A 26081-nucleotide genomic window follows, 5' to 3' on the forward strand; every position below is an offset into this window, starting at 1 on the left:
AATGAAAGTATTATTAATAAAAGATGTAAAGGCGCTTGGTAAAGCTGGCGAGATAAAAGAGGTAAAAGACGGCTATGGCAATAACTTCTTAATCGGCAAAGGCTTTGCAAAAGCGGCCACCCCAGACGTTCTTCGCCAATATGAAGCAGCTCAAAAAAGAAAGGCTGAAGAGCTAAAATATGAGATCGCAAATTTAGAAAAGCTTAAAGAAGAGCTTGAAAAAGTGACAGTTGTCATTAAAAAAACTCTTGGCGCAAATGGCTCACTTTTTGGCTCAGTTTCAAAAGAAGAGATTGCAGCAGAGCTTGAAAAAACGCATCATTTAGTTGTCGAGAAAAAAGCGATTGACATGGATACACATCTAAAAGCAGTCGGCCTTTATGACGTTCATGTAAAGCTTGGACATTCGATAAATGCAAGCTTGAAGGTTGATGTGCAAGGAGAGTAGATGTTTCATGCGACAACCATCTTAGCCTACAAAGGCAAAAATAAAGCGGTCATCGGTGGCGATGGACAAGTGAGCTTTGGCAACACCGTCTTAAAAGGCAACGCTGTAAAAATTCGCAAAATACACAACGGCAAAGTCCTAGCTGGCTTTGCTGGTAGCACCGCTGACGCGTTTAACCTTTTTGATATGTTTGAGAAAAATTTAGAACATACAAAGGGCGATTTGCTAAAGGCGGTGATAGAATTTAGCAAAGAGTGGCGCAAGGACAAGTATCTAAGAAAGCTTGAGGCGATGATGCTTGTGCTTGATAGGGATAAAATTTTCTTACTTAGTGGCACTGGTGATGTAGTAGAACCAGAAGATGGCAAGATAGCAGCTATTGGAAGCGGCGGAAACTACGCACTTTCAGCAGCTCGTGCCCTAGATAAATTTGCCGATATCGACGAAGAAGAGCTAGTCAAAGAGAGCCTCAAGATCGCCGGCGAAATTTGCATCTATACAAATACAAACATCAAAACTTATGTTTTAGAATAAGAGAGAAAATGAACTTAACACCAAGAGAAATTGTTAAATTTTTAGATGACTATGTGATCGGTCAAAAGGACGCCAAAAAGATCATAGCGATCGCACTTCGCAACCGCTACCGCCGTATGAAGCTTGAAAAGAGCTTGCAAGATGACATCATGCCAAAAAATATCTTGATGATCGGCTCAACTGGCGTTGGTAAAACTGAGATCGCAAGGCGTCTTTCAAAGATGATGGGACTGCCTTTTATCAAGGTCGAGGCTAGCAAATATACCGAGGTTGGCTTTGTTGGTCGCGACGTTGAAAGCATGGTAAGAGACCTTGCCATGGCATCGTATAATCTCGTAAAAAACGAGCAAAGCGAGAAAAATCAAGACAAGATAAATGCCTACATCGAAGAAAAGATCGTCTCAAAGCTACTTCCGCCACTTCCAAAAGGTGCAAGTGAAGAGAAACAAGCAGAGTACGCTAAGAGCTATGACAAGATGCTAAATAGGCTAAGAAACGGTGAGCTTGACGAGCTAAGTATCGAGATCGAGGTGCAGCAAAACCCACTTGAAGCTGGCTCAAATGTGCCACCTGATATGGCGCAGATGCAAGAGAGCTTTATCAAGATAATTGGCATCGGTGGCAAAAACATCAAAAAAGAGATGAAGGTAAAAGACGCTAAAAAAGCCCTTCAAAGTGAAGCAAATGATAAAATTTTAGACCTTGAGAGCGTAAAAACTGAGGCTTTAAGAAGAGCTGAAAACGAAGGCATCATCTTTATAGACGAGATCGATAAGGTTGCCGTTGGCTCAGGTAGCTCAAACAGGCAAGACCCTAGCAAAGAAGGTGTGCAAAGAGACTTGCTGCCTATCGTTGAGGGCTCAAATGTAAATACCAAATTTGGAAATTTAAAGACAGATCACATTTTATTTATCGCAGCTGGCGCCTTTCATATAAGCAAGCCAAGCGATCTCATCCCTGAGCTTCAAGGCCGTTTTCCACTAAGAGTCGAGCTTGATAGTCTTGATGAGGACGCGCTTTATCAAATTTTAACTCAGCCAAAAAATTCGCTTTTAAAACAATATATCGCACTTCTTTCAACCGAAAATGTCGAGCTAGAATTTGACGATGAAGCGATAAAAGAGATAGCAAGGATCGCTCACGCAGCAAATGAAAAGATGGAAGATATCGGCGCTAGACGCCTTCACACGGTGATCGAGCGCGTGATAGAAGATATTAGCTTTGAGGCTAGCGAAAAGAGCGGTGAGAAGATAAATGTGACAAAAGAGCTTGTAAAAGAGCGCCTAAAAGACGTGGTCGAAGATCAAGATCTAGCGAGGTATATACTTTGAAATCAGGCTTTGTTAGCATCATAGGACGCACAAATGCTGGCAAAAGCTCGTTTTTAAATGCCTTATTGAACGAAAAGATCGCCATCGTCTCGCATAAACAAAATGCAACTCGCAGAAAGATAAATGGCATCGTGATGAATGGTGAAGATCAGATCATCTTCACCGATACGCCTGGACTTCACGAGAGCAACAAGGCGATAAATCAACTACTAATCAGCCAAGCGATAAAATCGATGGGAGATTGCGATCTCATCGTATTTTTAGCGCCCATCCATGATGACACAGAAGACTATGAGAAATTTCTGGCACTAAATCCTGAAAAACCACATATTTTAGTTCTGACTAAAGTTGATGAAAGCTCAAACGTGAAAGTTTTAGAAAAAATAACCCAGTATCAAAAATTTCAAGATAAATTTGCAGCTTTGCTTACTTTTAGCACCAAGCAGCCTACTTATAAAAAGCCGCTTCTTGATGAAATTTGCAAGCTTTTGCCAGAGCATGAATATTTTTACGATCCGGAATTTCTTACTTCAACAAATGAAAAAGAAATTTTTAGAGAATTTATACTAGAAGCGATATATGAAAATTTAAGTGACGAGATCCCTTATCTTAGTGATGCGATCATAAAAAGCGTAAAAGAAAAACCTGGCATTACTGAAATTTTTGCAAGTATCATCACTGAGCGTGAAATCCATAAAAGTATGATCATCGGTAAGAATGGTGAAACGATAAAACGAATAGGAATTTTTGCAAGAAAGTTAATACAAAATTTAACCGGATCAAAGGTCTTTTTGAAACTCGATGTAATCGTTAAAAAAGGCTGGAGTAAAGAAGAAAAGAGCCTTAATAAAATAATTGGATATTGATTTTTTATTGTAAAAATATTAAAATACAGCCCAATTAGAGCATTATGAGGTAAATTTTTATGTTAAAGCTTAGAAAAATTAACGATAATCCAATCGTTACGCTAGATCCTTATGAATATGAAGGTTTTAGATTTTCTAATAGCAATGTCGATTCGCTAAGTCTCTCAAAGAATATTCTAAAGCGAGACTTCTTTATATCTTACATCGAGTACAAAGATATAATAACAGCTACCATAAACATCTCAAGAACAATAGATGATGAGGATATTGAAAACAATATCTCGATCAAAATTTACGAAGAACTCTCTCTTGATCCTGCGATTGATTATAAAATAGTTTATTTTGAAAGCAATGTTGAAAAAGAAGATAGAATTTTTAATGTTTTTATTGCTACAAATGAAACGATAAATAAAATTTTTAAAAATATTTCTAAAAGAGTACCTTTTATAGATTATGTCGTTGTAGAGCCACTTTTATATAGTGCTATATATAAAAAAGGCTTACTTCCTAGCACTCAGAGTGATTGTTTTTTGACATTTAGGGCCGATGAAGCATTTATAAGCATTTATGTAAATGGGGAATACCTTACATCAAGAGGTTTAAGATACACACTAAATTATCTAAAAGATAAATTTATAGAGCAAAGCGGCGAGAGAGTAAGCCTAGAAAGCTTTTTAGATATCCTAAAAACAAGAGGACTTTTAGATAGCAATGAAGAAGGCTTTAGCTACGATCTAAATACTGTTTTTGAGGACTATATATTTTACGTAAATGACACGATAAATGTTGTCAATAGAATCTATAGCATAAATATAAAAAATATCTATATTGACTGCGACTATAAAATAGAGCGTTTTGAGAAATTTATCAATACAAAACTTGGAACAAATGCTACGAAATTAAATACAAGCACTGTAATAAATTCTAAAAATTTAGCTATCAGCGAACGGCATAATATGATGGCTTTGTATGCAAATTTTTATAAAAAAGAGGCCTTTAATGCCGATTTTAACTTCTCAAATTTGCTTAGGCCTGATCCGTTCACAAAAAGAAAAAGCGGTAAATTTATACTGACATGTGCCGCTGCTTTTTGCCTAAGTATGTCCTATCCTCTTTATAATTATATAGCTGGCAGTATTTTAGAGGCAGATTCGCAAAGACTAAGCGATGAGCTTGATGTGCTTAATGCGCAAGCAGCACAAATAAGAAATACTCTTGAAAGACTAAAAAAAGAGCAAAACGATATAAAAGGATTAACTGATAAAGAGGAAGAGAAGTTAAATTTTAGAAAAGGATTGCTTCAAGAAATTGAAAACAAAAAAGATCATTACGTAATGAAAGGTTTAAATCTTTTTGAGATTACCGATATGATAAATAACAATAGCATTTTTATAACAAATATTAAAAATAACGATAAAAATTTAACAGTAACGGTTGTTAGCGATAATGAAAAAAGGATTACGCAGCTAATAAAAGATATTAGCAAGATGCCTAAATATTCAGTAAATACAAAAAAAATTAAAGAAGATAGGCAAAACAACGAGTATGAAAGTAATATAAGTATAGAGATTAGACAATGAGACAAGACGTTTTAAGTAAAATAGATAAGTATTTTGACGCAAAAAAACAAAGCGAAACAAATATAATTTTTTTGGGTTCAGCCTTAATTATTATTTATATTGTTTATATGCTTTGCTTTGATCCATCGCAAGATTTTTATGATGAAAGACTTAATACACATACTAAAATTAGCAATGATCTTTCAAGAACAAGAGATTATTTAAAATCAACTAGCTCACCTAGTGGGGATAAAAATTTTAAAATAAATGAAGAGACCAAAATACTTGAAACGCTTAAAGGCAAATATTCTAGCGTTTTAAAATTTAATGCCCATTTTGATTCAAAACTAAAAGAACTATCGTTTTTATTATTTAACGATCAAAATTGGGCAAATTTCTTAGACAATATAGTATCTTTAGCAAAGCAAAATAATATAAAAATTTTAGAGTTAAAAAGCGATATAAAAGAGCCAAATTTCCAAAAGATTGAGCAAATTTTAAATATTGACTTGACATTTTTGGGAGGTTTTAAAGATATGCTTTCATATATAAATGGCCTTGAAGAATCAAAGCTAGTAGTTGATCTTCATAAAATGGATGTAAATTCTACCCAAAAAGAGCTTGGCGCTAAGATCTCAATATCTGTTTGGGGGATGAAATACTAATGAAAATAAAAATTTTATTGGCTTTTTTATTTTTAAATATTGCTTTTGCTAATCAGCTTCAAGAGGAAATGGACTCTTATGATAAAATTTTTGAAAAAATAAAGGAAAAAAGAAGCGGTCTTAGCGATATTGAGCTTTCGAGCATAAAAAATCCTTTTAAGCAAGAACCTATCAAGACGATAACAGATCAAAATTTATCAATTATCACTCAAGCTTCAAAAGGGCTTAGTTTAAAAGCGATTTTATTAAACAAAGCAAATATTGATTCCAAATGGTATGCTGTCGGTGATATTGTTGATGGTTACAAAATAGCTAACATTACTAAAAATAGCGTTTTTTTAGTAAAAGGCGATGAGAAACAAGAGCTAATTTTAAAAAATGGAAGTAAAAATGTTGAGATTAAGATTAAGTAAAATATTAATAATAGGTGCACTCATTTGCTTAAATATGAATTATGCTAGTGCTAATGAGAGTAGTTGTTTAAGCAAGAATTTTAATATGAAAATTTCAGATGATGTTGCGCTAGTAGATGTGTTAAATCAACTTTCAGAGATGTGTAACTTTAGTATTGTTGCAAAGGACACTTATAGCAAAACGGAGCTAAAAGATAAAGTTTTTGGCGTTAATATCAGGAATATGAGTCTTAGTGAAGTTTTTGACCTGCTTTTAAGTGAGAAAAATTTAAGCTACGAGTTTTCAAATAATGTATTAAAAATTTCATCTTTAAAAACTCAAATTTTTAAACTAGACTATATAACTTCTATTAGAGAAGGAACTGCTGTCACCCAAGCTTCAGTGGATGCTACTCCATCTGAAATTTCTAGTGGTTCAAGTAGTAGTGATGATTCCCAAGATGATAGTTCTCAAGGCTCAAGCAACCTTATAAAAACTACTGAAAGGTTTGACTTTTGGGAAAAACTAGATGCTGAGCTTAAAGCTATTTTAAATAATAGTAGCGAACATATCACAGCGCCTGATCCTATCATAAACCAAAATGCAGGTCTTATCACTGTTACGGCCACTCCTTCTCAACTTAAGCGTGTTGAGAAATATATAGATGAAATGCAAAAAAGACTAAAAAAACAAGTAATTATTGATGTTTCTATTATTTCAGTTGAGTTAAATAATGAATACAAGCAAGGCGTTGATTGGAGTAAATTTGAACTTGGATTTAATACATACATTGGCAATTCAAGAAACAATCCTAGCTCAAGTGCAACTTGGACAAATAAAGGCAATAGCCTAAGTGATGGATTTGGACGTACATTAAATATTGCAGCTAATTTAAATTTTAGCCTTGATGGAATGATAAATTTTCTTGAAACAAATGGAAAGACAAAGGTTATATCAAGCCCAAAAGTAACAACACTTAATAATCAGCAAGCACTAATCTCAGTTGGTGATAACATAAACTACCGTGTTCAACAAAAAACTGACAATGGAAACAGCAATAGCGATAGGCTGACAACTACTTATAAACAATACTCTGTTTTTATAGGCATATTATTAAATTTATTACCAGAAGTTTCTGATAATAATAAAATCATGCTTCGAATCAATCCATCACTTAGTAACTTTAAATACGCTGAAGACGACACAAGACAAAATGCGTTAAGAGAGATTGCTCCGGATACAGTGCAAAAGAAGCTTTCAACTGTTGTTCAAGTTGATAGCGGTGATACTATTATTCTTGGTGGATTAATAGGCCAGACAAAGGGTAAAAATAATACTTCCGTACCTCTTCTTTCTGATATCCCACTTATAGGTGGTGTCTTTAAAAGCACAAGAGACAATATAAAAACAACAGAGCTTATCTTTGTCATCACTCCTCATGTAGTTGATTTTGACAAAAAAAAGCCACTTAATCAATCACTAAAAGACTTAGGTTTTTCTAAAACGATCTATGAATAACAAGAATATTTATACAGATATAAAAGATATCTTTATCAACGAAGACGAAGTAGCTGATTTTGTTAATCTAGATAACTCAATCACTTGTTACAATAAGATCGTCTCGGCTCTAAAAAAGCCATTAAAACTTATACTTTTTTATGGTAAGCCTGGTAGTGGAAAGACCTTTTTGTTAAACAAGATAGCCTCCGATCTTCAAAAGGATAAAAAATTAATTTTTTTCCCACATCCTTTTTTTAGCGAGGCTACATTTATAGAAGCTCTTTGTGAAGATATATACGGAAATAAGCTTGATAATATAAATAATTTTGAAAGTTTTGTCGCACACTACTCAAAAGAATTTAAAAATAAAGATGAAATTTTACAAAACCAAATAGTTGTTATCCTGGATGAAGCGCAACTTTATCCTACTGAATTGATCGAAAAAATAAGGCTGATGGCCGATACAAGATTATTTAAATTTCTATTTACGATTCATAAAACTGAAAATGAAGATGTGTTAGCAAAGGACTATTTTCAAACTAGAATTTGGGAGAGTATAGAGCTTGGAAGTGCAAACACGAATGAAATCATAGTTTATTTGCAAAGAAAAATAGGACAAAAAGGCTACGATAAATACCTAAATTTTCAGAAAAAAGACTATGACAAAGCCTATGAGCTTTGTTGCGGAAATCTACGCACACTAAATAAAATCATGTATAAATTTTATGAAATTTGTGAATATTACGAACAAAATCAGCCATCAAAATTAAGTAGCGAGGATGCAAATATTAAAATTTTGACAATGTCTGCACTTGATACAGGAATAATTCATGCTTGAATTACAAGAAATTCAAAGGCTAGAAAAGCTTTATGAAGAGTACGAAAAAAAGAATAAAAATAGTCTTTTAAAATTGTTATCACATAAAAAGCTAGGTCTTTTAATAATTACGATCTTGCTAATTGCTTTTATCTTTGGTGCTTTTTTATTTTTCTCAAATGCTAAAAACAAAAAAGAGACAACTATTACTCCAGCTTTATTTGAGAAAAATTTGACAATACAAACAGATATAAAAGAAAAAAACATAACCTTTGCTGAAACCAATGTCAGTAAAAATATTTTAGAAGATGGCAAACAAAAAAGTGAGCAGGCAAAAGAGAGATTTGAATCAGATAAGAAGCAAGATGAGCTTGCTGAGAAAATAGCTAAAAAGCTAGAACAATCCATAAAGCTAAATGAAGATAATAAAGAGCAGGCATCAGATAAAAAACAAAGAAGTGGTGGCGGTTGGCTAAAGCTAAATTTACCAACTGAAAATGAAAATATACAAAATGGACAGTCTCTACCAAATGAAGAGGTAATAGAACTAGAACCAAAGGCAAAGCCAAAAATTGATATTCAAATTTCAAGTGAAAACAATGAAATTTCTATGCTAAAAGAAAATTTTAATAAAAATAAAAATCCAGAAATCGCCCTTAAAATAGCAAGAAAATGCTATCAGGATAAAAGATATAGTGACACTATAAAATGGGCACTATCGGCGAATAATTTAGATAGTAGCATTGAGGAGTCTTGGGTCATGTTTGCTAAGGCAAAATATATGCTAAAACAAAAAGATGATGCCTTGCGCGCATTAGAAGAATATAATAAAAATAAAAATAAGCTAGAAATAAATGAGCTAATAAATAAGATAAAAAGTGATACGTTGTGAAATTTTTGCTTGTTGTATTTTTATCATTAAATGCCTTTGCGCTTGGAACGGCTGACATTAAAAGTTATTTTGAAAAAGCTGAATATCCTAAAATTTGTAATCAAAAAATACAAGATCTTTTAAAAGATTCACAAAATGAAGAATTTCTTAATATCTTTGGCATATCTTGTTTAAAAACAAATGATATAGATAGGCTCGCTCTTCCAGCGAGCAAACTATCAAAAACGCAAAGCTCGAGAGAGAATGCAGCATATTTTGCGGATATATTACTTAAAAAAAAGTTACTGCTTCATGCTATCTTGGATGGAGCTGACATAAGCTATATTAGGCTTCCAAAGAGCGATTACATTCTTTCATTTATATTTGATAAATTTGTCAAAAAAGAATACATTGAGGAGCTTGGTGTATTTATTTTTGAAGAGCCAAATTCAGACACAAGATATGAGCTTAGTGCAATCGCTGGCTCAAATTTTGCAAAAATGATTTTAAAAATTTTTAAAAATGACGATCTTACTTCGCAGATTGAGTATAGATAAAGAGAAGAGATGAATAATTTAGAAAATTTAACACTAAAAACATTAGAGCAACTTAATAAACTAAATGATGAGCAAATTTTAAAGATTATAGAGATAAAAAAGATAAATGAAAAAAGTCTTTTGGCTATTTTGCTTGAAGAAAATATGCTAGAAGAAGAGATTTTTTTTGAAATTCTATCTGATATTTATAGAAGAGGACACACTGACATTGATGAAATTTCAACTAGTCTTCAGATAGATCAAAAGCGCTTTATTCAATATGTATGTGATAAATTTAAAATTACATTTTTTGATCTTGATGATATAGATATCGACTACCGTATAAGTGAAAAGCTAAGCACCTCGCAGCTAAAATCATATAACGCTATCCCTGTAAAAGAAGACGAGATAAGCGTTTATGTTGCTTTTAAAAATCCTTTTGACGTGATCATTCAAGATAAAGTTCAAAATTTATTTAACAGAAAGCTATTAAAAGTAGCTTGCGCCGATCCAGCCCAGATAGAAAAATACATAAACAAAATAGCTCTTAATGAAAGCATTAAAGACGTTATTACAGAGATCAGAAAAGAGCTTTCAAGCTCTAGTAGTCAAGGGCAAAGCACAGAAAGCTCTGGAATTTTAAAGCTAATTGAGATAATTTTAAAAACATCTATTCAAAGCAGAGCAAGCGATATTCACATCGAGCCAACCGAGACAAACTGCATCGTAAGAAGCAGGATAGATGGCATGCTAAGCGAGACATTTATATTTGATAAAGATATCTATCCGCCGATGGTAAGCCGTATGAAGCTACTTTCAAACATGGATATCGCGGAGCGCCGCCGCCCACAAGATGGTAGATTTTCAGCTCAAATTTTAGATAAAGAGTACGATTTTCGTATCTCTACACTACCTATTTTAAACGGCGAAAGCATAGTTTTAAGAATTTTGGACAAATCAAAAGTTATCATAAACATTGAAGACCTCGGTATGCATCCAGATAACTTTGCTAAATTTAAAAAGAGCATGAAAGCTCCTTATGGCATCATCCTAGTTACTGGTCCGACAGGATCAGGAAAAACGACTACACTTTATGGTGCATTAAATGACATAAAAAGCGTAAAAACTAAGATTATTACCGTTGAAGATCCGGTTGAGTATCAGCTAAATATGATCCAACAAGTACATGTCAATGAGAAGGCTGGGCTTACTTTTATCTCGGCTCTTCGCTCTATTTTAAGACAAGATCCAGATATTATTATGATAGGCGAGATCAGAGATCAAGAGACGCTTAGGATTGCGATTCAAGCGGCACTAACTGGCCACTTGGTTTTTTCTACACTTCATACAAATGACGCTATTAGCGCTTTGCCTCGTATGGTTGATATGGGTATTGAGTCATATTTAGTAAGTGGTGCACTAGTTTGCATAGAGGCTCAAAGGCTTGTAAGAAAGCTTTGCCCGTATTGCAAACAAAAAGTCACGCTATCTCAAAAAGCTCTTGATGAGATTAAAAAATTTCTTCCTGAAGATTATCAATTTTATAAAAGTGTAGGCTGCCAACACTGCTCACAAACCGGATATCTAGGGCGTGAAATGATAAGTGAAATATTATCTATTAGCGATCATATAGCAAGTATCGTAGCAAATAATGCTTCAAAAGAAGAGCTTAAAAAGGCCGCCTATGACGAAGGCTTTATAGATATGTTTCATGATGGCGTTATACGTGCAGCAAATGGTGTAACAACAATCGAAGAAGTATATAGAGTTGCCAAGATATGAAATTTTACGAAATAGAATATATAAAAGATGGCAAACGCCAAAAGATGAGCCTAAAGGCCAATAGCAAAAATGATGTAAAAAATCGTGCAAATATTCAAGGCATGATAGTAAAGATAAAAGAAACTCAGGTTTCAAGCATTAACAATGATTTTTTGGACTTACAAGAAAAATTTAACAAAATATTCTCTTCTTCAAAAGTAAAAATTCCGGCTCTAGTTGCTACCATAAGGCAACTTAGCGTTATGACTAATGCCGGTATATCAATACATGATGGCATAAAAGAGACAGCAAATGCTACCGAAGATAAAAGACTAAAAACAATATTTCAGACATTAGATGAAGACCTAAATCAAGGTGCGAGCTTAACTCAAAGTATAGAAAATTTTCAAGAAGAGCTAGGCGATGTCACTGTCGCCATGGTAAGGCTTGGAGAGAGTACTGGCAATATGGCTGACGCATTATCAAAGCTAGCTTCTATCTTGCAAGAAGTCTGGGATAACCAACAAAAATTTAAAAAAGCCATAAGGTATCCAATAACCGTAATATGCTCTATAATTTTGGCTTTTATTGTGCTCATGACATCAGTTGTTCCACAATTTCGAGAAATTTTTAGCCAGCTTAATGCCGACCTACCACTTCCTACTAAAATTTTACTAAACATTGAATACATAATGAGCAATTACGGCATATATATAATAGTTGTTCTTGTCGCATTTGCTTTTTTGCTAAAAAGGCAATATTCAAATGATGAAAATTTTAGGGATAAGGTCGATAAATATCTACTAAAAGTCTATCTTGTAGGCAAAATAATATTTTTTGCAAATATGAGTAGATTTAATCTAATCTTTACAGAGCTTGTTCGCGCAGGACTTCCTATCGCTGACGCGCTAGATACTGCCGTTGTAACTGTTTCAAATCAAGACATAAGAAATAAACTAACTGCTGTAAAAGTACTGGTTGGCCGTGGCATAAGCTTAACCGAGGCCTTTAGGCAAACTGGACTTTACGAGGGTATGCTTATACAAATGATAGGTGCTGGCGAACAAAGTGGTAGCTTAGATGACATGACACAAAAAGTTACTGATTATTATAGAGTGAAATTTAATGATATTATTGATAATATTTCAAACTATATTGAGCCGATACTACTAATATTTATCGCAGCTATGGTGCTTTTGCTCGCCCTTGGTATATTTATGCCAATGTGGGATATGGCAAAAGCTGTTAAAAACTAAATCAACATTAAAGGAGTAAAATTGCCTATAGAAAGAGAATATGGCGTTGATGAGAACGCATTTTTAGTTTCAAAAACAGATACAAAAGGAAGGATCACTTATTGCAACGAGCCTTTTTTAAATATCGTAGGAGTAAAACAAGGTGATCTCTTGGGAAAACCGCACAATATAATAAGGCACACTGATATGCCAAGAGTTATTTTCAAGCTACTTTGGGAACGCATACAAAATAAAGAGGAAATTTTTGCCTTTATTAAAAATAAAACTCTCAATGGTGGATTTTACTGGGTATTTGGCAATATCACAGCCTCGCTTGATCAACAAGATAATATCGTTGGCTACTATTCTGTTAGACGTAAGCCAAATGCAAAAGCAATAGAGATCATAAAACCACTTTATGCAAAACTACTTGAGCTAGAACGAGATGGCGGTATCGAAGCATCTAAAAAATATTTATTAAAATTTTTGGAAGAAAAATCAACAAACTATGATGAATTTATAAACAACTTGCAAAGGTTCTAGATATGTTTAAGAAAAAATCAAATGCAATAAATGAGATTTTAAGTGTTGTCAAATCGGCAAGCAATGGCATACTAGAGCCTCGCATTGTAAATGTTGGAGAAAAGGACGAGATGTATGAAGTCGCCCTTGGCATAAATGATTTGCTAGATCAAGTTGAGGCGCTTCAACGTGAAATTTCAACCTCAGTCCAAGCTGCACAAAACTCAAAAACATATAGAAATATATTTGTAGAAGGGTTTAGGGGTTTATTTAAACGAAATGCCATATCTATGAGCAAGGGTGTCACAGGTATAAAAGACGGCCAAAAAAGCAAGGTTAGAGGTCTTCTATCAAGCGAGCTTGACAAACTTGGAAACGGTATAAATGGTATAAATTATGTAAGAGATGATCTAAATGAAAGTATCAAAAATTTAAGCCAAACAGCAACAGATGCTAAACAAACTGCACAAATAGCAAAAGAAAATATGTCAAACATCGCCGAACTTAGTCAAAACATGGGAGAGCTTGATGGTCTAGTACAAAGCTGCTCAAATGCTACTGGCATGCTAAGCACTAGGGCTTCTGAAATAAGCTCTATTTTAAATTTAATAAAAGATATTGCCGATCAGACAAATCTGCTTGCTCTTAACGCTGCCATTGAAGCTGCTCGTGCAGGAGAGCACGGACGTGGTTTTGCAGTAGTCGCTGATGAGGTAAGAAAACTAGCTGAAAATACGCAAAAAGCTGCAAGTGATATCGAAGTAAATATAAAAACACTTCAGCAAGAGGTAAATGATATCGATGAAAATTCTAAAAAAATCGATGAAATTTCTAAGCTAACGACACAAAATGTAGAAAATTTCAAAAAGGTATTGAGTGAGTTTAATGCGAACGCACAAAATACTGCTCAAACATCAAAATATGTCGAAAATAAAACCTTTGCTATAATCGCAAAAATTTCGCAAATTGCCTACAAAACCAAAGTGTACTCTGACCTTATAAACGAGCAAGGATACAGTGAGGAAATACGTAATTTAGCGCAGAGCCTGCTAGATTGGTATGAGAACGAGAGTATAAGCGAACACAAACAAAACAAAAATTTTGATAAGTCAAAAGAACTTACATCGTCACTAAATAATGAAATCAAACTCTTGCTCGAGAAGTCAGCCTCTGGCTATAATGAACAAAATTTAAATTATTTTGTTGATAAGTCTAAAAAAATAGAAGATCTAAGCGAGCAAATTTTTACTTCATATAACGAAATTTTTAAAGATAAAAACTAAAGTGTTAAATTATCTTTGATATTTTTTGGGGTGGTCAAAAAATAACGCTTTTGCACCACCCTCTTTCAACTCACTAAATTTACATCCAAACTCAACGCAAAATATTCCAGAAGTTGGGATATTATCTATTGACGAATCGCTTAAATACTCGCAAATTTCAGTTATGCTTGGATTGTGCGTGATGATAAAAATCTCATCCAAACTCTCATCTATATTTTTGACAAATTTTAAAAGATCTTCAAAACTTATATCATAAAGCTCATCTATAAGACTGGTCTCTTCTTTAAATTTTAAAGTTTTAGCGATAATCTTTGCCGTTTGCTCGCATCTTTTGGCACTACTGGAAAAGATAGCCCCTGGCATCACATCATACATTTTTAGTCTATTTGCCATAAATTTAGCGTCTTCTTTGCCTTTTTGACTAAGCTCCCTTAAGGCATCTTTAGCTCCGTCCTTATTCTCATCAACCGCTTTTGAATGTCTTATGAAATAAATTTTACTCACTATCTCTCCTTTGAGAAATTCTTTATCAAGCAAAGCTCTTCTTTGCTAAATCCAGCTTTTAAGCGATCTTGCTCATTGATCTCTCTAACATTTTTAAATGAATTTGGATATAAACTTAAGATAATGCCAAAGTAGCTATTTTCGTCAATGCCCTCTTTTTTGCAGGCAAATTTAAACCACTTATCGCCTTTATAAACATGAGAGATTTCTTCTTTCAAGATGACTTTCAGGCACTCTATCAGCTCTTCGTTGCCACCTTCACTTTCAAGCCTTTTTATAATATGAGCGTTTGCATCAAGCCCATTTGCCTCCATATATCTTGGCAGTAGCGCCATACGGCTAGTTAGACTATCTGAAGTCTTTTGAAGTGCGATAAAAAGCCCATCATGTACACTTAGCTCGCCGTATCTACCGCCTTGTTTTAAGAGCAAATTTTCTATCATACAAAAGTGTCTGATCTCATCTTCAGCCACTTCTAGCCAGTCTTCATAAAATTCTCTTGGCAAATTTCTAAATCTATAACAAGCATCAAGCGCAATGTCAATAGCACTAAATTCAATATGAGCTACCGAGTGGATAAAATTTAAATTTTTATCCTTTGGCTTTACTTTTTTGTTTAACTCTTTCATGCTAACTACTTCACAAAATTTTGCATAGCTAGGCATTATTAGCTCGTTTGGTTTAGAGCTTTCGTAAAAATTTATATTAAAATCTCGTTTAAATTTCTCATAAAATAGCTCAAATTTTAAAAATTTAAGCCCAATCTCGCCTTCATTTAAAATTTCCCAAATTTCATCAAAAAAATTCATATTTTCTCTTTATATAAATCTGTATTTACGAGTGTAAATTTATATAAATAATGCTTAAAATTTGAGCCTAGTATTTGTTTTAAAAGGTTTTTAGTAAAAATTTCTGATTTATTTTGCTTTGCCATATCCAGCAAATCTATTTGCTGCCAAGCAACTTGAGTTTGAACATCTTACAAGATAACTATTTATCTCTTGATTTCCTTTTAGATGCACATTTTTTTGTTTTAGATTCATATAGCTATGAATTATCTTTCCGCCAGAATTATGTATAAATTTTACCGTCTCATCGCCAAGAACAGCTGTAACTATGCCAACATGAGTGATATTTTTCTTATCTTTATTTTTTTGAACACCCTTGCCAAGAGTATTTGAGAAAAATACAAGATCACCTATTTTTGGATTTTTATGAGTAATTAAATTTTTACTTTCATAAAAATTGTAGATCGCTTTTGACTTTCTACCGCCATTATCGTAGTAGCGATTTATTGTCTTTTCATCAAAATACATATTTTGATACTTTGCATTTACGATAGAAACGAATCCTGAGCAATCACCGCCAGCTCTTGTATTTAGGTATTTTTTAAAAAAAGAACCAAATTTTTTATCTTCTCTATCATTGTCTTCATCTATGATTTCACCAATCATTTGCTCGCTAAAATCAATATTTGAAGTTACAGTTTGATTTGTTTCATTTTGCGGAGTTGTCGGTTGATTAGAAGTAAAAGAACAACCTGTAAAAAATATAATGCTAAGTATAAAAAAGATTTTTTTATTTATTGAATTTGACATATTTATATCCAAAATTTTAGTGTTTGCAATTTTAACTTTTAAACGTAAATGAACCGGAAATAGTGCTTTGCTTTCTTTATTCTAAGTTAAAAAGCAATATAATATCGGCAAAAAAACATATTTTCTTAAGGCAAAAAACAATGATGCACTATTTAAAGATAAAAGGAAATGCCAAATTAAGTGGCGAAGTAAAAATAAGCGGTGCCAAAAATGCTGCTCTACCGATCATCGCCCTAACCTTACTCGCAAAAAAAAGTGTAAATTTAACAAATATCCCAAATGTCGCTGATATAAAAACGCTTTGCCAACTGCTAACCAATCTAGGAGCAAAGTGCGAATTTAAAGATAAAAATTCACTAAGCATAGACACAAGTGGTGTAAGCTCAACTACTGCAAATTACGATATCGTTAGAAAAATGCGCGCTTCTATCTTAACGCTTGGACCGCTTCTTGCACGCTTTGGCCACTGCGAAGTGAGCCTACCTGGAGGATGTGCGATCGGGCAAAGACCTATTGATCTGCATCTAAATGCACTCGAAAAAATGGGAGCAAATATAGAAATAAAGCAAGGCTACGTCGTTGCAACAGCACCAAATGGCCTAAAAGGCGCAAAGATCGTTTTTGATAAGATCACTGTAACTGGCAGCGAAAATATCATCATGGCTGCAGCTCTAGCGCACGGCACGACAGAGCTTTTTAACGTAGCGCTTGAGCCTGAAGTGGTGCAAATTTGTGAAATTTTGGCTAAGAGTGGCGTTAAAATAGAAGGCATCGGCACAAGTGAGTTAAAGATCACTGGAAGTGGCCAAAAATTACTTGAAATTTGCGATATTGAGGTCATCCCTGATAGGATAGAAGCTGGCACATACCTTTGTGCTGGAGCTATAACAAATAGCAAAATTTCAGTCACAAAGGCAAATGCAGCCCATATGACAGCCATTTTAAATAAATTTGAAGAGATGGGCTTTGGTATCGAAGTAGACGGCGATAAGATTACGATATTGCCAGCAAAAGAGATAAAACCAGTGGAGATAAGAACCACTGAGTATCCGGGCTTTCCAACAGATATGCAAGCTCAATTTATGGCGCTTTGCCTTGCAGCAAATGGCGTTAGCACGATAGATGAGAGACTTTTTGAAAACCGCTTTATGCACGTTAGCGAGCTTGCTAGAATGGGAGCGGATATTAAATTAAACGGGCATATCGCAAGTGTTTATGCACCAGCTAAGCTAAACGCAGCCGATGTAATGGCAACAGATCTTAGAGCAAGCTCAGCGCTGATACTAGCTGCTCTTATAGCAAATGGTGAAAGCTTGGTACATAGAATTTATCACCTTGATAGAGGATATGAAAATTTAGAAGAAAAATTTCAAGGCCTTGGTGCAAATATTATTAGGCTTGAGGAGTAAAAATGCTACTAAATGATGCATTAGATGCGCTTAAATCTAAGTTCAAATTAAAAATAGATAGTGAAATTTTACCTATCAGCATGGCTCTTGGTAAAACATTGGCAAATGACGTAGTGGCGGTAAAAGATCTGCCATGTTTTGATAACTCTGCGCTTGATGGCTTTGCTGTGAAATTTGTAGATAAAGATAAGCCATATAAAATAGTCGCAAGTGCCTTTGCAGGCGATAAAGAGCAGCTAAGCATCGGCAAAAATGAGTGCGTTAAGATAATGACTGGTGCGAAGATGCCAAAGGGTGCTGATACAATCATAAAGATTGAAGATTGTGTTGTTGATGGAAATTTTATAAAAGCACCAAATAATCTTAAAAAAGGTGATGGGTATCGCTTTAAAGGTGAAGAGGTAAAGATTGGTGAAATTTTGCTAAAAAGTGGCGAGGTTTTAAACACTAGAGGCATAATGATGTTAGCAGCACAGGGCATAAGTTTTATAAATGTAAAAAAGCAGCCTAGCGTTGGAATTTATTCAAGTGGAAACGAGATCATTGAGCCTTGGCAAAGAGCAAGCGAGGATGAAATTTACAACGCAAATGCCTTTGGAATCACAGCGCTTTTAAACTCCATTGGTCAAAAAAGCTCATATCTTGGAATTATAAAAGATGAGCTAAGCGCCGTAAAACAGGCTTTTTTAAACGCTGCAAACTACGACATCGTTATCTGCTCTGGCGGAGCGAGCGCTGGTGAGGCTGACTTTATGAAAATAGTTCTAAGCGAGCTTGGATACAATGAAATTTTTTCACATATTGATATAAGACCTGGCAAACCTTGCAAGGCTTATGAAAAAGATGGCAAACTTATTTTTGTCCTTCCTGGAAATCCAATGGCAGCTTATGTTTGTATGATGATGCTTGTTTTGCCTCTTTTAAAAGAGGATTGCTTTGTGATACAAAATGCTACAAATGCGCAAAATTTAAAGGTAAAATCAGGCAGAATCAATGCCATTTTTGGAAATATTGAAAATGATAAATTTATAGCAACAAATGGTGGAGAATACGGCTCTGGCATGATAGATCATATTTTAAAAAGCACTTTTATGTTTTTAACTAGCCCAGATCAAAGCGAAATTTTGCAAAATAGTGAAATTTCTCTTATAAAACTTCCATAAAATCTTGACAAATGAAAAACAATCTGATAGAATGCGGACTTCATTTTGACTGCGGGAATAGCTCAGGGGTAGAGCACAACCTTGCCAAGGTTGGGGTCGCGAGTTCGAATCTCGTTTCCCGCTCCATCTTTTTTATACTCTTTTTTTTATTTTCCACAAAACTTTTTGCAAATGAAGTCAGCATTTATCCAATGTATTGCGTTCTAAATGATCAAATTTCACTTAGTACTTTTGGCTTTGAAGGCGAAGACAATGAAATTTTAAACCTAGAGGGCAAAAGAGCTGCTAAGATAGATAGCAAAAAACTCTATGAAATTCTAACAGCAAATTTTAAAACATATAATGACAAAAGCGGTGGAAGCGTTGCCTTTGTGAAAAACTGCTCTATTATGGATGAGATTCAAATGCGATTTTTAAGATCAATTAGCGATGAATATCCTGGCATCAGCATAAGTGATCTTAGCATCAGCCCACAAAATAAGCTTCCAACAAATTTCAAAGAGCTATTCCTAAAAAATATCTTTTTAGGTGATCAAAATAGTCAAAAAGGTACATTTAGAGCATCATTTGAGGATGTTGATCTGAGCCTAAAAAGTATCTATTTTAAATTTAGCTTTAACGCTAAGATGCCAGCCTTTATAGCAATAAATTCAATGAATACAAACCATATTTTAAGCCTGCTTGACTATCAGCCAACAATGATCGAGTTTGACAAATGGCCAAAAGATGCACTTTCTAGCTCAAATAGCTTGGCTCTTATAACAAAAGTGCAGATAAAAAGCGGTGAAATTTTAACCAAGCGTCAGTTTAAAGCCATAAGTTTAGTCAAAAAAGGTCAAATGCTAAATGCGGTTTTAAGCGAGGATGGCGTTAAGATAATAGCTGAAGTAAAGGCACTTGAGGATGGAAATTTAGGTGATATGATAAAGATAAGAACAAAAGATAATAAAATTTTACAAGCCACAGTTTCAGGTAAAGACAAGGCGGTGATAAGATGAAAAAGGTAGTTTTTGCAGCCACTGGAGCAAGCGGGGCTGGGCTTTTTCTAAAGCTAATAAGTGCCGCAAAAGATAGCTGTGAGGCGCACGTCATAGTTAGTAAAAATGCCATGAAAGTTTTAGAGGCTGAAGAAAATTTGAGGCTAAATTTAGATGAGCTTGGCGTAAAAATTTATGATGGTCAAGACCTTAGCGCAGGTCCAGCTTCTGGCTCGTTTGGCATTGAAGCAATGATCATAGCGCCCTGCTCTACTAATACTTTGGCAAAGGTCGCAAACGGCATAAGCGACACGCTCATCACAAGGGCTGCAAGTGTCGCACTAAAAGAGAGACAAACCCTAGTTTTGGGCGTTAGAGAGATGCCATTTTCTACGATCGCGCTTTCTCAGATGCAGCTTCTCTCATCTCTTGGAGCCATCATCGCGCCCCCAGTTTTGGGCTACTACGCAGGCATAAAGAGCCTTCATGATATGGAAAATTTCATCATCGGCAAGTGGCTTGATGCCTTAAAAATCGAAAATAATCTTTACAAAAGGTGGCAAATTTGAAAAAATCTTGCATCTATCCAGGGACTTTTGATCCGATCACAAACGGCCATTTAGACGTTATCATAAGAGCTACAAAAATTTTTGACAAGGTAATCGTAGCAGTTGCAAGAAGTGACAGCAAACAGCCGATGTTTGCACATGAAAAGCGTATAGAAATGGCAAAAGAGGCAGTTTGTGAGCTAAAAAACGTAAGCGTTCTTGGCTTTGATAACTTGCTTGTTGATTTTGCTAAATCGCACGGCATAAACACCGTTATCAGGGGACTCCGCGCGGTTAGTGACTTTGAGTATGAGCTACAAATCGGCTACGCAAACGCTGCACTCTGGGACGAATTTGAGACGGTTTATCTTATGCCAAGCTTAAATAACGCCTTTATCTCAAGCTCGATCGTCCGCTCAGTCTTGCGACACGACGGCGATGTGAGCAATCTAGTGCCAGCAAAAATTCTAAAAAATTTAAAGGTGTAAAATGTATGTTTTGTTTGAGGGCATTGACGGCGTTGGTAAGAGCACGCAGATAGAAATTTTAGCTTCTAAATTTAGTGATGCCATCGTCACAAAAGAGCCAGGTGGCACAAAGCTTGGTGAAAATTTACGTGAAATTTTACTAAGCTCAAGCATAAAAATAGGCAAAAGGACTGAAATTTTACTCTTTTTAGCTGACAGGGCTGAGCATTTTGAAAAGCTAGTCGCTCCAAATTTAAGTAGGCTCATTTTAAGCGACAGAGGCTTTATCTCTGGCATCGCCTACGCTTTGGCAAATGATGAAAACTTAGATGAAAACATGCTTTTAGAGCTTAATAAATTTGCACTAAATGATAAATTTGCAGACAAGATAGTCTTTTTTGAAGCAAGTGCTGAGATAATAAATGCACGGCTAAAAAATAGAGGCACAAGCGATAAGATCGAAGCTCGCGGACTAGAGTATCTTTTAAAAGTGCAAAGCCTAATGAAGCAAATTCTTATCAAAAATGGCTTTGAAACGCTTTTTATAGACGCGTCTAAAAGCATAGAGCTAATTTCAAAAGAGATAGAAAATTTTATAAATTTTAAGTAAAATCACAAAAAAATAAAAAGGATAATGCGATGATAACGGCACTTCGTGGCATGAAAGATATGCTTCCAGCTCGCGCAAAACTTTACGCACAGATAATAAAAACCTGCGAGGAAGTCGGAAAAAACTACGGATATGAGCAAATTTTGACCCCGCACCTCGAGGAGACGGCGCTTTTTAAAAGAAGTGTCGGCGAGAGCAGTGACATCGTGGGCAAAGAGATGTATCAGTTTGAAGACAAAGGCGGCAACGACGTTTGCTTGCGTCCTGAGGGCACAGCTGGCGTGGTTAGAGCGTTTATTGAGGCAAAACTTGACAGGGCAAATGTGATAAAACGCTGCTTTTATCACGGCTCGATGTTTCGCTACGAGCGCCCACAAAAAGGTCGCTTAAGAGAGTTTCACCAGTTTGGCTGTGAGTGCTTTGGCGAAGGCAGCGTCTATGAGGACGCGAGCATTATCTTGATGGTGAGTGAAATTTTTAATAGGCTAAATATAAAAACAACCCTAAAAATAAACTCGCTTGGCGACGAGAGCTCGATGAAGTCTTACAAAGAAAAACTTGTTAAATTTTTAGATGAAAACGATGATAAAATTTGCGAAGACTGCAAAAGACGCAAGCTCTTAAACCCTATCCGCGTGCTTGATTGCAAGATTGAGAGCTGTCAAGAAATTTACAAAAATGCCCCAGTTATCACTGATAGCTTAAGCGATGAGGCGCAGGCTGATTTTGAAAAACTGCAAGAAATTTTAACGGCAAATGGCGTTAAATTTGAGATAGACACTAAGCTAGTTCGTGGGCTTGATTATTACTGCAAGACGGCGTTTGAGTTTATCAGCAATGAGATCGGCTCACAAAGCGCAGTCGCAGGGGGTGGCAGATATGACAGGCTCGTAGAGTACCTTGGCGGTAGAGCAAGTTATGGCGTTGGCTTTGCGATGGGTGTTGAGAGGATAATGGAAATTTTAGGTGAAGCTGAGGATGAGCGAGACGGAGTTTATCTTTGCGCGCTTGATGCGGCGAATGTTGATTTTATCTATAATCTTGGCTCAAAACTTCGCAAAAAATATCCGGTTGAAATTTCTTATGAAGCTAAAAAGCTTCAAAAACATCTGCAAAATGCCGACAATAAAAATGCAAAAATTTTCCTTTGCGTGGGCGAAAACGAGATGAAAGAGAATAAAATTTGGTATAAAAATTTAGAAACCAAAGATGAAAAAACGATACATTTAGATGATCTTGAAAAGGAGCTGGGATGAATGATTTTGGACTTAGCATTTGGGGTAATTCAAATTTTGTTATAGAAGATGGCAAAGTCTGTATAAATGCAGCCAGCAAACCAGCGATTATCGACATCGTAAAAGAGATAAGAGACGACGGATATAGAGGGCCACTACTGCTTCGCTTTCCGCACCTTATCCAAAAGCAGATCGAGCAGATCCACGCAAGCTTTGCAAAGGCAAAGAAAGAATTTGCCTACAAAGGCAGCTTTAATGCCGTATTTCCACTTAAAGTCAATCAATATCCTGGCTTTGTAAAAAATTTAGTTCGCCTTGGCAAACCTTATAACTACGGTCTTGAAGCTGGTAGTAAGGCTGAGCTACTTTTAACTATGGCTTACAATAACGAAAAAGCTCCCATAACCGTAAATGGCTTTAAAGATAAGGAGATGATAAATATAGGCTTTATCGCCGCTGAAATGGGGCATAACATCACACTAACGATCGAGGGCTTAAACGAGCTTGAAGCGATAATCGCCATCGCAAAAGAGCGCTTCAAACCAAAACCAAAGATCGGACTTAGGGTAAGACTGCACTCGACAGGCTCGGGTCTTTGGGCAAAGAGTGGTGGCATACACTCTAAATTTGGCCTAACATCAACAGAACTAATAGAAGCTGTAAAGATGCTAAAAAAGGCAAATTTACTTGAAAACTTCACAATGATACACTTTCACATCGGCTCTCAAATAAGCGAGATCCACCCGCTCAAAAAAGCACTCATCGAAGCTGGCAACATCTACGCTGAGCTTAGAAAAATGGGCGCCTCAAATTTAAAAGCGATAAATTTAGGTGGCGGTCTTGCGATTGAGTACTCGCAGTTTAAAGAAGAAAGCAGCAGAAACTACACACTAAACGAATATGCAAACGACGTTGTTTATATGCTTAAAACCATAAGCGAGCAAAAAAAGGAGATCGAGCCAGATATATTTATAGAGTCAGGTCGCTACATCGCCGCCTCTCACGCACTTTTAGTCGCTCCTGTGCTTGAGCTATTTTCTCAAGAATACACCGAAGAGAAGCTAAATTTAAAGAAAAATAATCCTAATTTGATAACCGAGCTAGTCGATCTTTATAAATCAATCAAACCTTCAAACGCCCTAGAATACCTGCACGATGCCATCCATCACACAGAGAGCGTTTTAACTCTCTTTGATCTAGGCTATGTTGATCTTCAAGATAGATCAAACGCAGAGGTGCTTTTAAGGCTCATTAGCAAAAAAGCCGTTGTCATGCTTGGTAACAAGAGCAATTCAAGCGATCTGGCCAAAATTCAAAAAGAGGTCCAAGAGAGATATCTGCTAAATTTCTCAATCTTTCAAAGCTTGCCTGACTTTTGGGGACTAAAGCAAAATTTTCCTATCATGCCACTTGATAGGCTCGATGAGCGCCCTACTCTGCCAGCTTCGATCTGGGATATCACCTGCGATAGCGACGGCGAGATCAGCTATGATGACGAGAAAAACCCACTACTTTTGCACGACGTGGATGTGGAGAAGGAGGATTATTTCTTGGGATTTTTCCTAGTTGGCGCATATCAAGAGGTGATCGGCATGAAACACAACCTCTTCACCCATCCGACAGAAGCCACGATAGAGCTTTCAAATGATGGCTACAAGATCACAAATTTACTTGAGAGCCAGTCTATTTTAGACATTATGGAAGACATGGACTATGATATCTACGAGATCCAAGACACCCTAAACGAGCGCTTAGTAAAATCAACTTTGATAAACGAAACACAAAAGAAGCAAATTTTAGGCGAACTTTATCTATTTTTAAATGATAATAGCTACTTAAAGACAATCAACTAAAAAGGAAAATAATGCAACTAGCAAACAGAATGCAAACATTAAGCGAATCAATCACAATCGCGATCAGCACAAAAGCCAAAGAGATGAAGGCTGCTGGTATCGATGTGATCTCGCTTTCAGCTGGTGAGCCTGACTTTATGACTCCAAAAAAGATAAGAGAAACTGTAAAAAACGCACTTGATAACGATAATAAAAGCGGCAAATACACGCCAGTACCAGGCTTGCCTGAGGTTATCGATGCCATTAGAACAAAGTTAAAAAGAGATAACGGACTTGACTATAAAGCAAATCAAATCGTCACAAACATCGGTGCAAAGCACTCACTTTTTAATGTATTTCAAGCACTTATCAACCCAGGCGATGAAGTCATCATCCCATCTCCATATTGGGTGAGCTACCCTGAGATCGTTAAATTTTGTGGCGGCGTGCCTGTGTTTATCGAGGCAGACGAGAGCACAAATTTTAAAATCACAGCCGAACAGCTAAAAAAAGCGATCACGCCAAAAACAAAGGTCTTTTCGCTAAATCATCCAACAAACCCAACTGGAGCTGTATATACGAAAGAGGAGATCGCGGCATTTGGCGAGGTTTTAAAGGGCACTGACATCATCATCACAAGCGATGAAATTTATGAAAAAGTGATCTACGGCAAAAAATTTCACGCAGTAGCCTCAGTAAGCGAGGAACTTTTTAAAAGAACGGTCACGATAAATGGCCTAAGCAAATGCGGTGCGATGCCTGGCTGGAGATTTGGCTATATCGCAAGCTCGATGGACTGGCTGATTGCTGGCATCAAAAAGCTTCAAAGTCAAAGCACAAGTAACATTAGCTCCATCGTACAAATAGGCGCTATCCCATCGCTTCTTGGTGAAACTGACGACGATATCGAAAACATGAGAAAAGAGTATGAAAAAAGACGCGATGTGGCAGTTGAGATGATAAATGCTATCCCTGGGCTAAGCGTAGTTAAGCCTGATGGCGCGTTTTATCTATTTGTAAAATGTAAAGAAGTAGACGGCGACTCACTTAGGTTTTGCAAAAAGATGCTTGAAGAGGCAAATGTAGCGACCGTGCCAGGTGTGGGCTTTGGCATGGAGGGATATTTTAGAATTTCTTTTGCAACTGACATAGAGAGCATAAAAAAAGCGATCGAGAGGATCGCAAATTTTGTAAAAAGCTACAAAATTTAATGATCAAATTTAGTGTAAATGGCAAAAATTTCGATCTTGAAAACGATATAAGTGTTTATGAATTTTTAGCTCAAAATGGCTATGAGTTTAAATTTATAGCCCTTGAGCGAGACGGAGAAATTTTGCCAAAAAAGCTTTGGCGTGAGCGCTTCATGAGCGAAGGCAAAGCTTATGAGATCGTCACTTTAGTTGGCGGTGGATGAGGA

The 26081-nt window shown here is 35.7% G+C and carries 27 protein-coding genes, 1 tRNA gene and 1 pseudogene; 26 read left to right on the top strand and 3 right to left on the bottom strand.

All coding sequences use genetic code 11. The features are described from left to right. Position 1: 1 nt before the first annotated feature. From rplI to A3854_RS10050, 15 genes and pseudogenes are all read left to right on the top strand, one after another. On the top strand, positions 2 to 448 hold the full coding sequence (gene rplI / locus A3854_RS03465; RefSeq protein ID WP_054196623.1) for a 50S ribosomal protein L9: 447 nt from the start codon (positions 2 to 4) through the stop codon (positions 446 to 448). Further along, on the top strand, positions 449 to 982 hold the full coding sequence (gene hslV / locus A3854_RS03470; protein WP_002940451.1) for an ATP-dependent protease subunit HslV: 534 nt from the start codon (positions 449 to 451) through the stop codon (positions 980 to 982). An 8-nt stretch (positions 983 to 990) separates the two neighbouring features. Continuing rightward, positions 991 to 2313: an HslU--HslV peptidase ATPase subunit gene (gene hslU, locus A3854_RS03475; protein WP_012001741.1), complete on the top strand. Its 1323-nt coding sequence runs from the start codon at positions 991 to 993 to the stop codon at positions 2311 to 2313. Then, entirely contained in the window at positions 2310 to 3179 is an 870-nt protein-coding gene (gene era, locus A3854_RS03480) for a GTPase Era (RefSeq protein WP_084041332.1), read from the top strand. The genes hslU and era overlap by 4 nt, the downstream gene beginning before the upstream one ends. Positions 3180 to 3238: 59 nt before the next feature. After that, positions 3239 to 4759, top strand: coding sequence for a C4-dicarboxylate ABC transporter (locus A3854_RS03485; protein ID WP_084041333.1), 1521 nt, complete (start codon positions 3239 to 3241; stop codon positions 4757 to 4759). After that, positions 4756 to 5403, top strand: a complete 648-nt coding sequence (locus A3854_RS03490) for a pilus assembly protein PilO (protein WP_084041334.1) — start codon at positions 4756 to 4758, stop codon at positions 5401 to 5403. The genes A3854_RS03485 and A3854_RS03490 overlap by 4 nt, the downstream gene beginning before the upstream one ends. Further along, a complete protein-coding gene (locus tag A3854_RS03495) occupies positions 5403 to 5816 on the top strand; it encodes a hypothetical protein (protein WP_180378639.1) in 414 nt (137 codons plus the stop codon). The genes A3854_RS03490 and A3854_RS03495 overlap by 1 nt, the downstream gene beginning before the upstream one ends. Beyond that, complete coding sequence (gene mshL / locus A3854_RS03500; protein ID WP_084041335.1) at positions 5794 to 7314, top strand: pilus (MSHA type) biogenesis protein MshL; 1521 nt, start codon at positions 5794 to 5796, stop codon at positions 7312 to 7314. Before A3854_RS03495 ends, mshL begins: the two co-directional genes overlap by 23 nt. After that, the gene (locus A3854_RS03505) at positions 7307 to 8134 is read left to right on the top strand and encodes an ATP-binding protein (protein WP_054196616.1); all 828 of its coding nucleotides are present in this window, start codon (positions 7307 to 7309) and stop codon (positions 8132 to 8134) included. Before mshL ends, A3854_RS03505 begins: the two co-directional genes overlap by 8 nt. Then, positions 8127 to 9005: a hypothetical protein gene (locus tag A3854_RS03510; protein ID WP_084041336.1), complete on the top strand. Its 879-nt coding sequence runs from the start codon at positions 8127 to 8129 to the stop codon at positions 9003 to 9005. Before A3854_RS03505 ends, A3854_RS03510 begins: the two co-directional genes overlap by 8 nt. Beyond that, a complete protein-coding gene (locus tag A3854_RS03515) occupies positions 9002 to 9541 on the top strand; it encodes a hypothetical protein (protein WP_084041337.1) in 540 nt (179 codons plus the stop codon). Before A3854_RS03510 ends, A3854_RS03515 begins: the two co-directional genes overlap by 4 nt. Before the next feature lie 9 nt (positions 9542 to 9550). Then, positions 9551 to 11302: a GspE/PulE family protein gene (locus tag A3854_RS03520; RefSeq protein WP_084041338.1), complete on the top strand. Its 1752-nt coding sequence runs from the start codon at positions 9551 to 9553 to the stop codon at positions 11300 to 11302. Beyond that, the gene (locus A3854_RS03525) at positions 11299 to 12537 is read left to right on the top strand and encodes a type II secretion system F family protein (protein ID WP_072594213.1); all 1239 of its coding nucleotides are present in this window, start codon (positions 11299 to 11301) and stop codon (positions 12535 to 12537) included. The genes A3854_RS03520 and A3854_RS03525 overlap by 4 nt, the downstream gene beginning before the upstream one ends. A 21-nt stretch (positions 12538 to 12558) precedes the next feature. Further along, a complete protein-coding gene (locus A3854_RS03530; RefSeq protein ID WP_087577028.1) occupies positions 12559 to 13059 on the top strand; it encodes a PAS domain-containing protein in 501 nt (166 codons plus the stop codon). Between the two features lie 563 nt (positions 13060 to 13622). Beyond that, positions 13623 to 14321, top strand: a pseudogene (locus A3854_RS10050) (methyl-accepting chemotaxis protein); the annotation flags it as partial. A gap of 9 nt (positions 14322 to 14330) precedes the next feature. Here the strand turns inward: A3854_RS10050 and A3854_RS03540 are convergent. The 3 genes from A3854_RS03540 to A3854_RS03550 all read right to left on the bottom strand — a co-directional run bounded on the left by A3854_RS03540 (position 14331) and on the right by A3854_RS03550 (position 16423). Further along, complete coding sequence (locus tag A3854_RS03540; protein ID WP_084041340.1) at positions 14331 to 14825, bottom strand: SixA phosphatase family protein; 495 nt, start codon at positions 14823 to 14825, stop codon at positions 14331 to 14333. Further along, a complete protein-coding gene (locus tag A3854_RS03545) occupies positions 14825 to 15634 on the bottom strand; it encodes a ferritin-like domain-containing protein (protein ID WP_084041341.1) in 810 nt (269 codons plus the stop codon). Before A3854_RS03545 ends, A3854_RS03540 begins: the two co-directional genes overlap by 1 nt. Positions 15635 to 15742: 108 nt before the next feature. Next, positions 15743 to 16423: an NlpC/P60 family protein gene (locus A3854_RS03550; protein ID WP_084041342.1), complete on the bottom strand. Its 681-nt coding sequence runs from the start codon at positions 16421 to 16423 to the stop codon at positions 15743 to 15745. Between the two features lie 140 nt (positions 16424 to 16563). Here A3854_RS03550 and murA point away from each other — a divergent pair, with 140 nt between their 5' ends. The 11 genes from murA to thiS all read left to right on the top strand — a co-directional run bounded on the left by murA (position 16564) and on the right by thiS (position 26078). Next, positions 16564 to 17832, top strand: coding sequence for a UDP-N-acetylglucosamine 1-carboxyvinyltransferase (murA, locus tag A3854_RS03555; RefSeq protein WP_084041343.1), 1269 nt, complete (start codon positions 16564 to 16566; stop codon positions 17830 to 17832). Positions 17833 to 17834: 2 nt separating this feature from the next. Continuing rightward, positions 17835 to 18995 (top strand): molybdopterin molybdotransferase MoeA, encoded by a 1161-nt coding sequence (locus tag A3854_RS03560; protein ID WP_084041344.1) that lies wholly within the window; start codon positions 17835 to 17837, stop codon positions 18993 to 18995. A gap of 51 nt (positions 18996 to 19046) precedes the next feature. Further along, positions 19047 to 19121: transfer RNA gene (locus A3854_RS03565), tRNA-Gly, on the top strand. 65 nt (positions 19122 to 19186) lie between these two features. Further along, entirely contained in the window at positions 19187 to 19993 is an 807-nt protein-coding gene (flgA, locus tag A3854_RS03570; RefSeq protein ID WP_084041345.1) for a flagellar basal body P-ring formation chaperone FlgA, read from the top strand. Next, entirely contained in the window at positions 19990 to 20541 is a 552-nt protein-coding gene (locus A3854_RS03575) for a UbiX family flavin prenyltransferase (protein ID WP_084041346.1), read from the top strand. Before flgA ends, A3854_RS03575 begins: the two co-directional genes overlap by 4 nt. Further along, positions 20538 to 21008, top strand: a complete 471-nt coding sequence (coaD, locus tag A3854_RS03580; RefSeq protein ID WP_084041347.1) for a pantetheine-phosphate adenylyltransferase — start codon at positions 20538 to 20540, stop codon at positions 21006 to 21008. Before A3854_RS03575 ends, coaD begins: the two co-directional genes overlap by 4 nt. Before the next feature lies 1 nt (position 21009). Beyond that, positions 21010 to 21597, top strand: coding sequence for a dTMP kinase (tmk, locus tag A3854_RS03585; RefSeq protein ID WP_084041348.1), 588 nt, complete (start codon positions 21010 to 21012; stop codon positions 21595 to 21597). Between the two features lie 29 nt (positions 21598 to 21626). Then, positions 21627 to 22853, top strand: coding sequence for a histidine--tRNA ligase (hisS, locus tag A3854_RS03590; RefSeq protein WP_084041349.1), 1227 nt, complete (start codon positions 21627 to 21629; stop codon positions 22851 to 22853). Then, on the top strand, positions 22850 to 24685 hold the full coding sequence (speA, locus tag A3854_RS03595; RefSeq protein WP_084041350.1) for a biosynthetic arginine decarboxylase: 1836 nt from the start codon (positions 22850 to 22852) through the stop codon (positions 24683 to 24685). The genes hisS and speA overlap by 4 nt, the downstream gene beginning before the upstream one ends. Before the next feature lie 11 nt (positions 24686 to 24696). After that, the gene (locus A3854_RS03600) at positions 24697 to 25875 is read left to right on the top strand and encodes a pyridoxal phosphate-dependent aminotransferase (protein ID WP_084041351.1); all 1179 of its coding nucleotides are present in this window, start codon (positions 24697 to 24699) and stop codon (positions 25873 to 25875) included. Then, positions 25875 to 26078 (top strand): sulfur carrier protein ThiS, encoded by a 204-nt coding sequence (gene thiS / locus A3854_RS03605; protein WP_084041352.1) that lies wholly within the window; start codon positions 25875 to 25877, stop codon positions 26076 to 26078. The genes A3854_RS03600 and thiS overlap by 1 nt, the downstream gene beginning before the upstream one ends. Positions 26079 to 26081: the final 3 nt, after the last annotated feature.

It is taken from the genome of Campylobacter concisus (genome assembly GCF_002092845.1).
In the GTDB taxonomy this organism is placed as follows: Bacteria; Campylobacterota; Campylobacteria; order Campylobacterales; family Campylobacteraceae; genus Campylobacter_A; species Campylobacter_A concisus_AQ.

Coding starts and splice junctions, on each gene's coding strand:
- rplI (WP_054196623.1), top strand. CDS start 2: ATGAAAGTATTATTAATAAAAGATGTAAAGGCGCTTGGTAAAGCTGGC.
- hslV (WP_002940451.1), top strand. CDS start 449: ATGTTTCATGCGACAACCATCTTAGCCTACAAAGGCAAAAATAAAGCG.
- hslU (WP_012001741.1), top strand. CDS start 991: ATGAACTTAACACCAAGAGAAATTGTTAAATTTTTAGATGACTATGTG.
- A3854_RS03485 (WP_084041333.1), top strand. CDS start 3,239: ATGTTAAAGCTTAGAAAAATTAACGATAATCCAATCGTTACGCTAGAT.
- A3854_RS03490 (WP_084041334.1), top strand. CDS start 4,756: ATGAGACAAGACGTTTTAAGTAAAATAGATAAGTATTTTGACGCAAAA.
- A3854_RS03495 (WP_180378639.1), top strand. CDS start 5,403: ATGAAAATAAAAATTTTATTGGCTTTTTTATTTTTAAATATTGCTTTT.
- mshL (WP_084041335.1), top strand. CDS start 5,794: ATGTTGAGATTAAGATTAAGTAAAATATTAATAATAGGTGCACTCATT.
- A3854_RS03505 (WP_054196616.1), top strand. CDS start 7,307: ATGAATAACAAGAATATTTATACAGATATAAAAGATATCTTTATCAAC.
- A3854_RS03510 (WP_084041336.1), top strand. CDS start 8,127: ATGCTTGAATTACAAGAAATTCAAAGGCTAGAAAAGCTTTATGAAGAG.
- A3854_RS03520 (WP_084041338.1), top strand. CDS start 9,551: ATGAATAATTTAGAAAATTTAACACTAAAAACATTAGAGCAACTTAAT.
- A3854_RS03525 (WP_072594213.1), top strand. CDS start 11,299: ATGAAATTTTACGAAATAGAATATATAAAAGATGGCAAACGCCAAAAG.
- A3854_RS03545 (WP_084041341.1), bottom strand. CDS start 15,634: ATGAATTTTTTTGATGAAATTTGGGAAATTTTAAATGAAGGCGAGATT.
- A3854_RS03550 (WP_084041342.1), bottom strand. CDS start 16,423: ATGTCAAATTCAATAAATAAAAAAATCTTTTTTATACTTAGCATTATA.
- murA (WP_084041343.1), top strand. CDS start 16,564: ATGATGCACTATTTAAAGATAAAAGGAAATGCCAAATTAAGTGGCGAA.
- A3854_RS03560 (WP_084041344.1), top strand. CDS start 17,835: ATGCTACTAAATGATGCATTAGATGCGCTTAAATCTAAGTTCAAATTA.
- flgA (WP_084041345.1), top strand. CDS start 19,187: ATGTATTGCGTTCTAAATGATCAAATTTCACTTAGTACTTTTGGCTTT.
- A3854_RS03575 (WP_084041346.1), top strand. CDS start 19,990: ATGAAAAAGGTAGTTTTTGCAGCCACTGGAGCAAGCGGGGCTGGGCTT.
- tmk (WP_084041348.1), top strand. CDS start 21,010: ATGTATGTTTTGTTTGAGGGCATTGACGGCGTTGGTAAGAGCACGCAG.
- hisS (WP_084041349.1), top strand. CDS start 21,627: ATGATAACGGCACTTCGTGGCATGAAAGATATGCTTCCAGCTCGCGCA.
- speA (WP_084041350.1), top strand. CDS start 22,850: ATGAATGATTTTGGACTTAGCATTTGGGGTAATTCAAATTTTGTTATA.
- A3854_RS03600 (WP_084041351.1), top strand. CDS start 24,697: ATGCAACTAGCAAACAGAATGCAAACATTAAGCGAATCAATCACAATC.
- thiS (WP_084041352.1), top strand. CDS start 25,875: ATGATCAAATTTAGTGTAAATGGCAAAAATTTCGATCTTGAAAACGAT.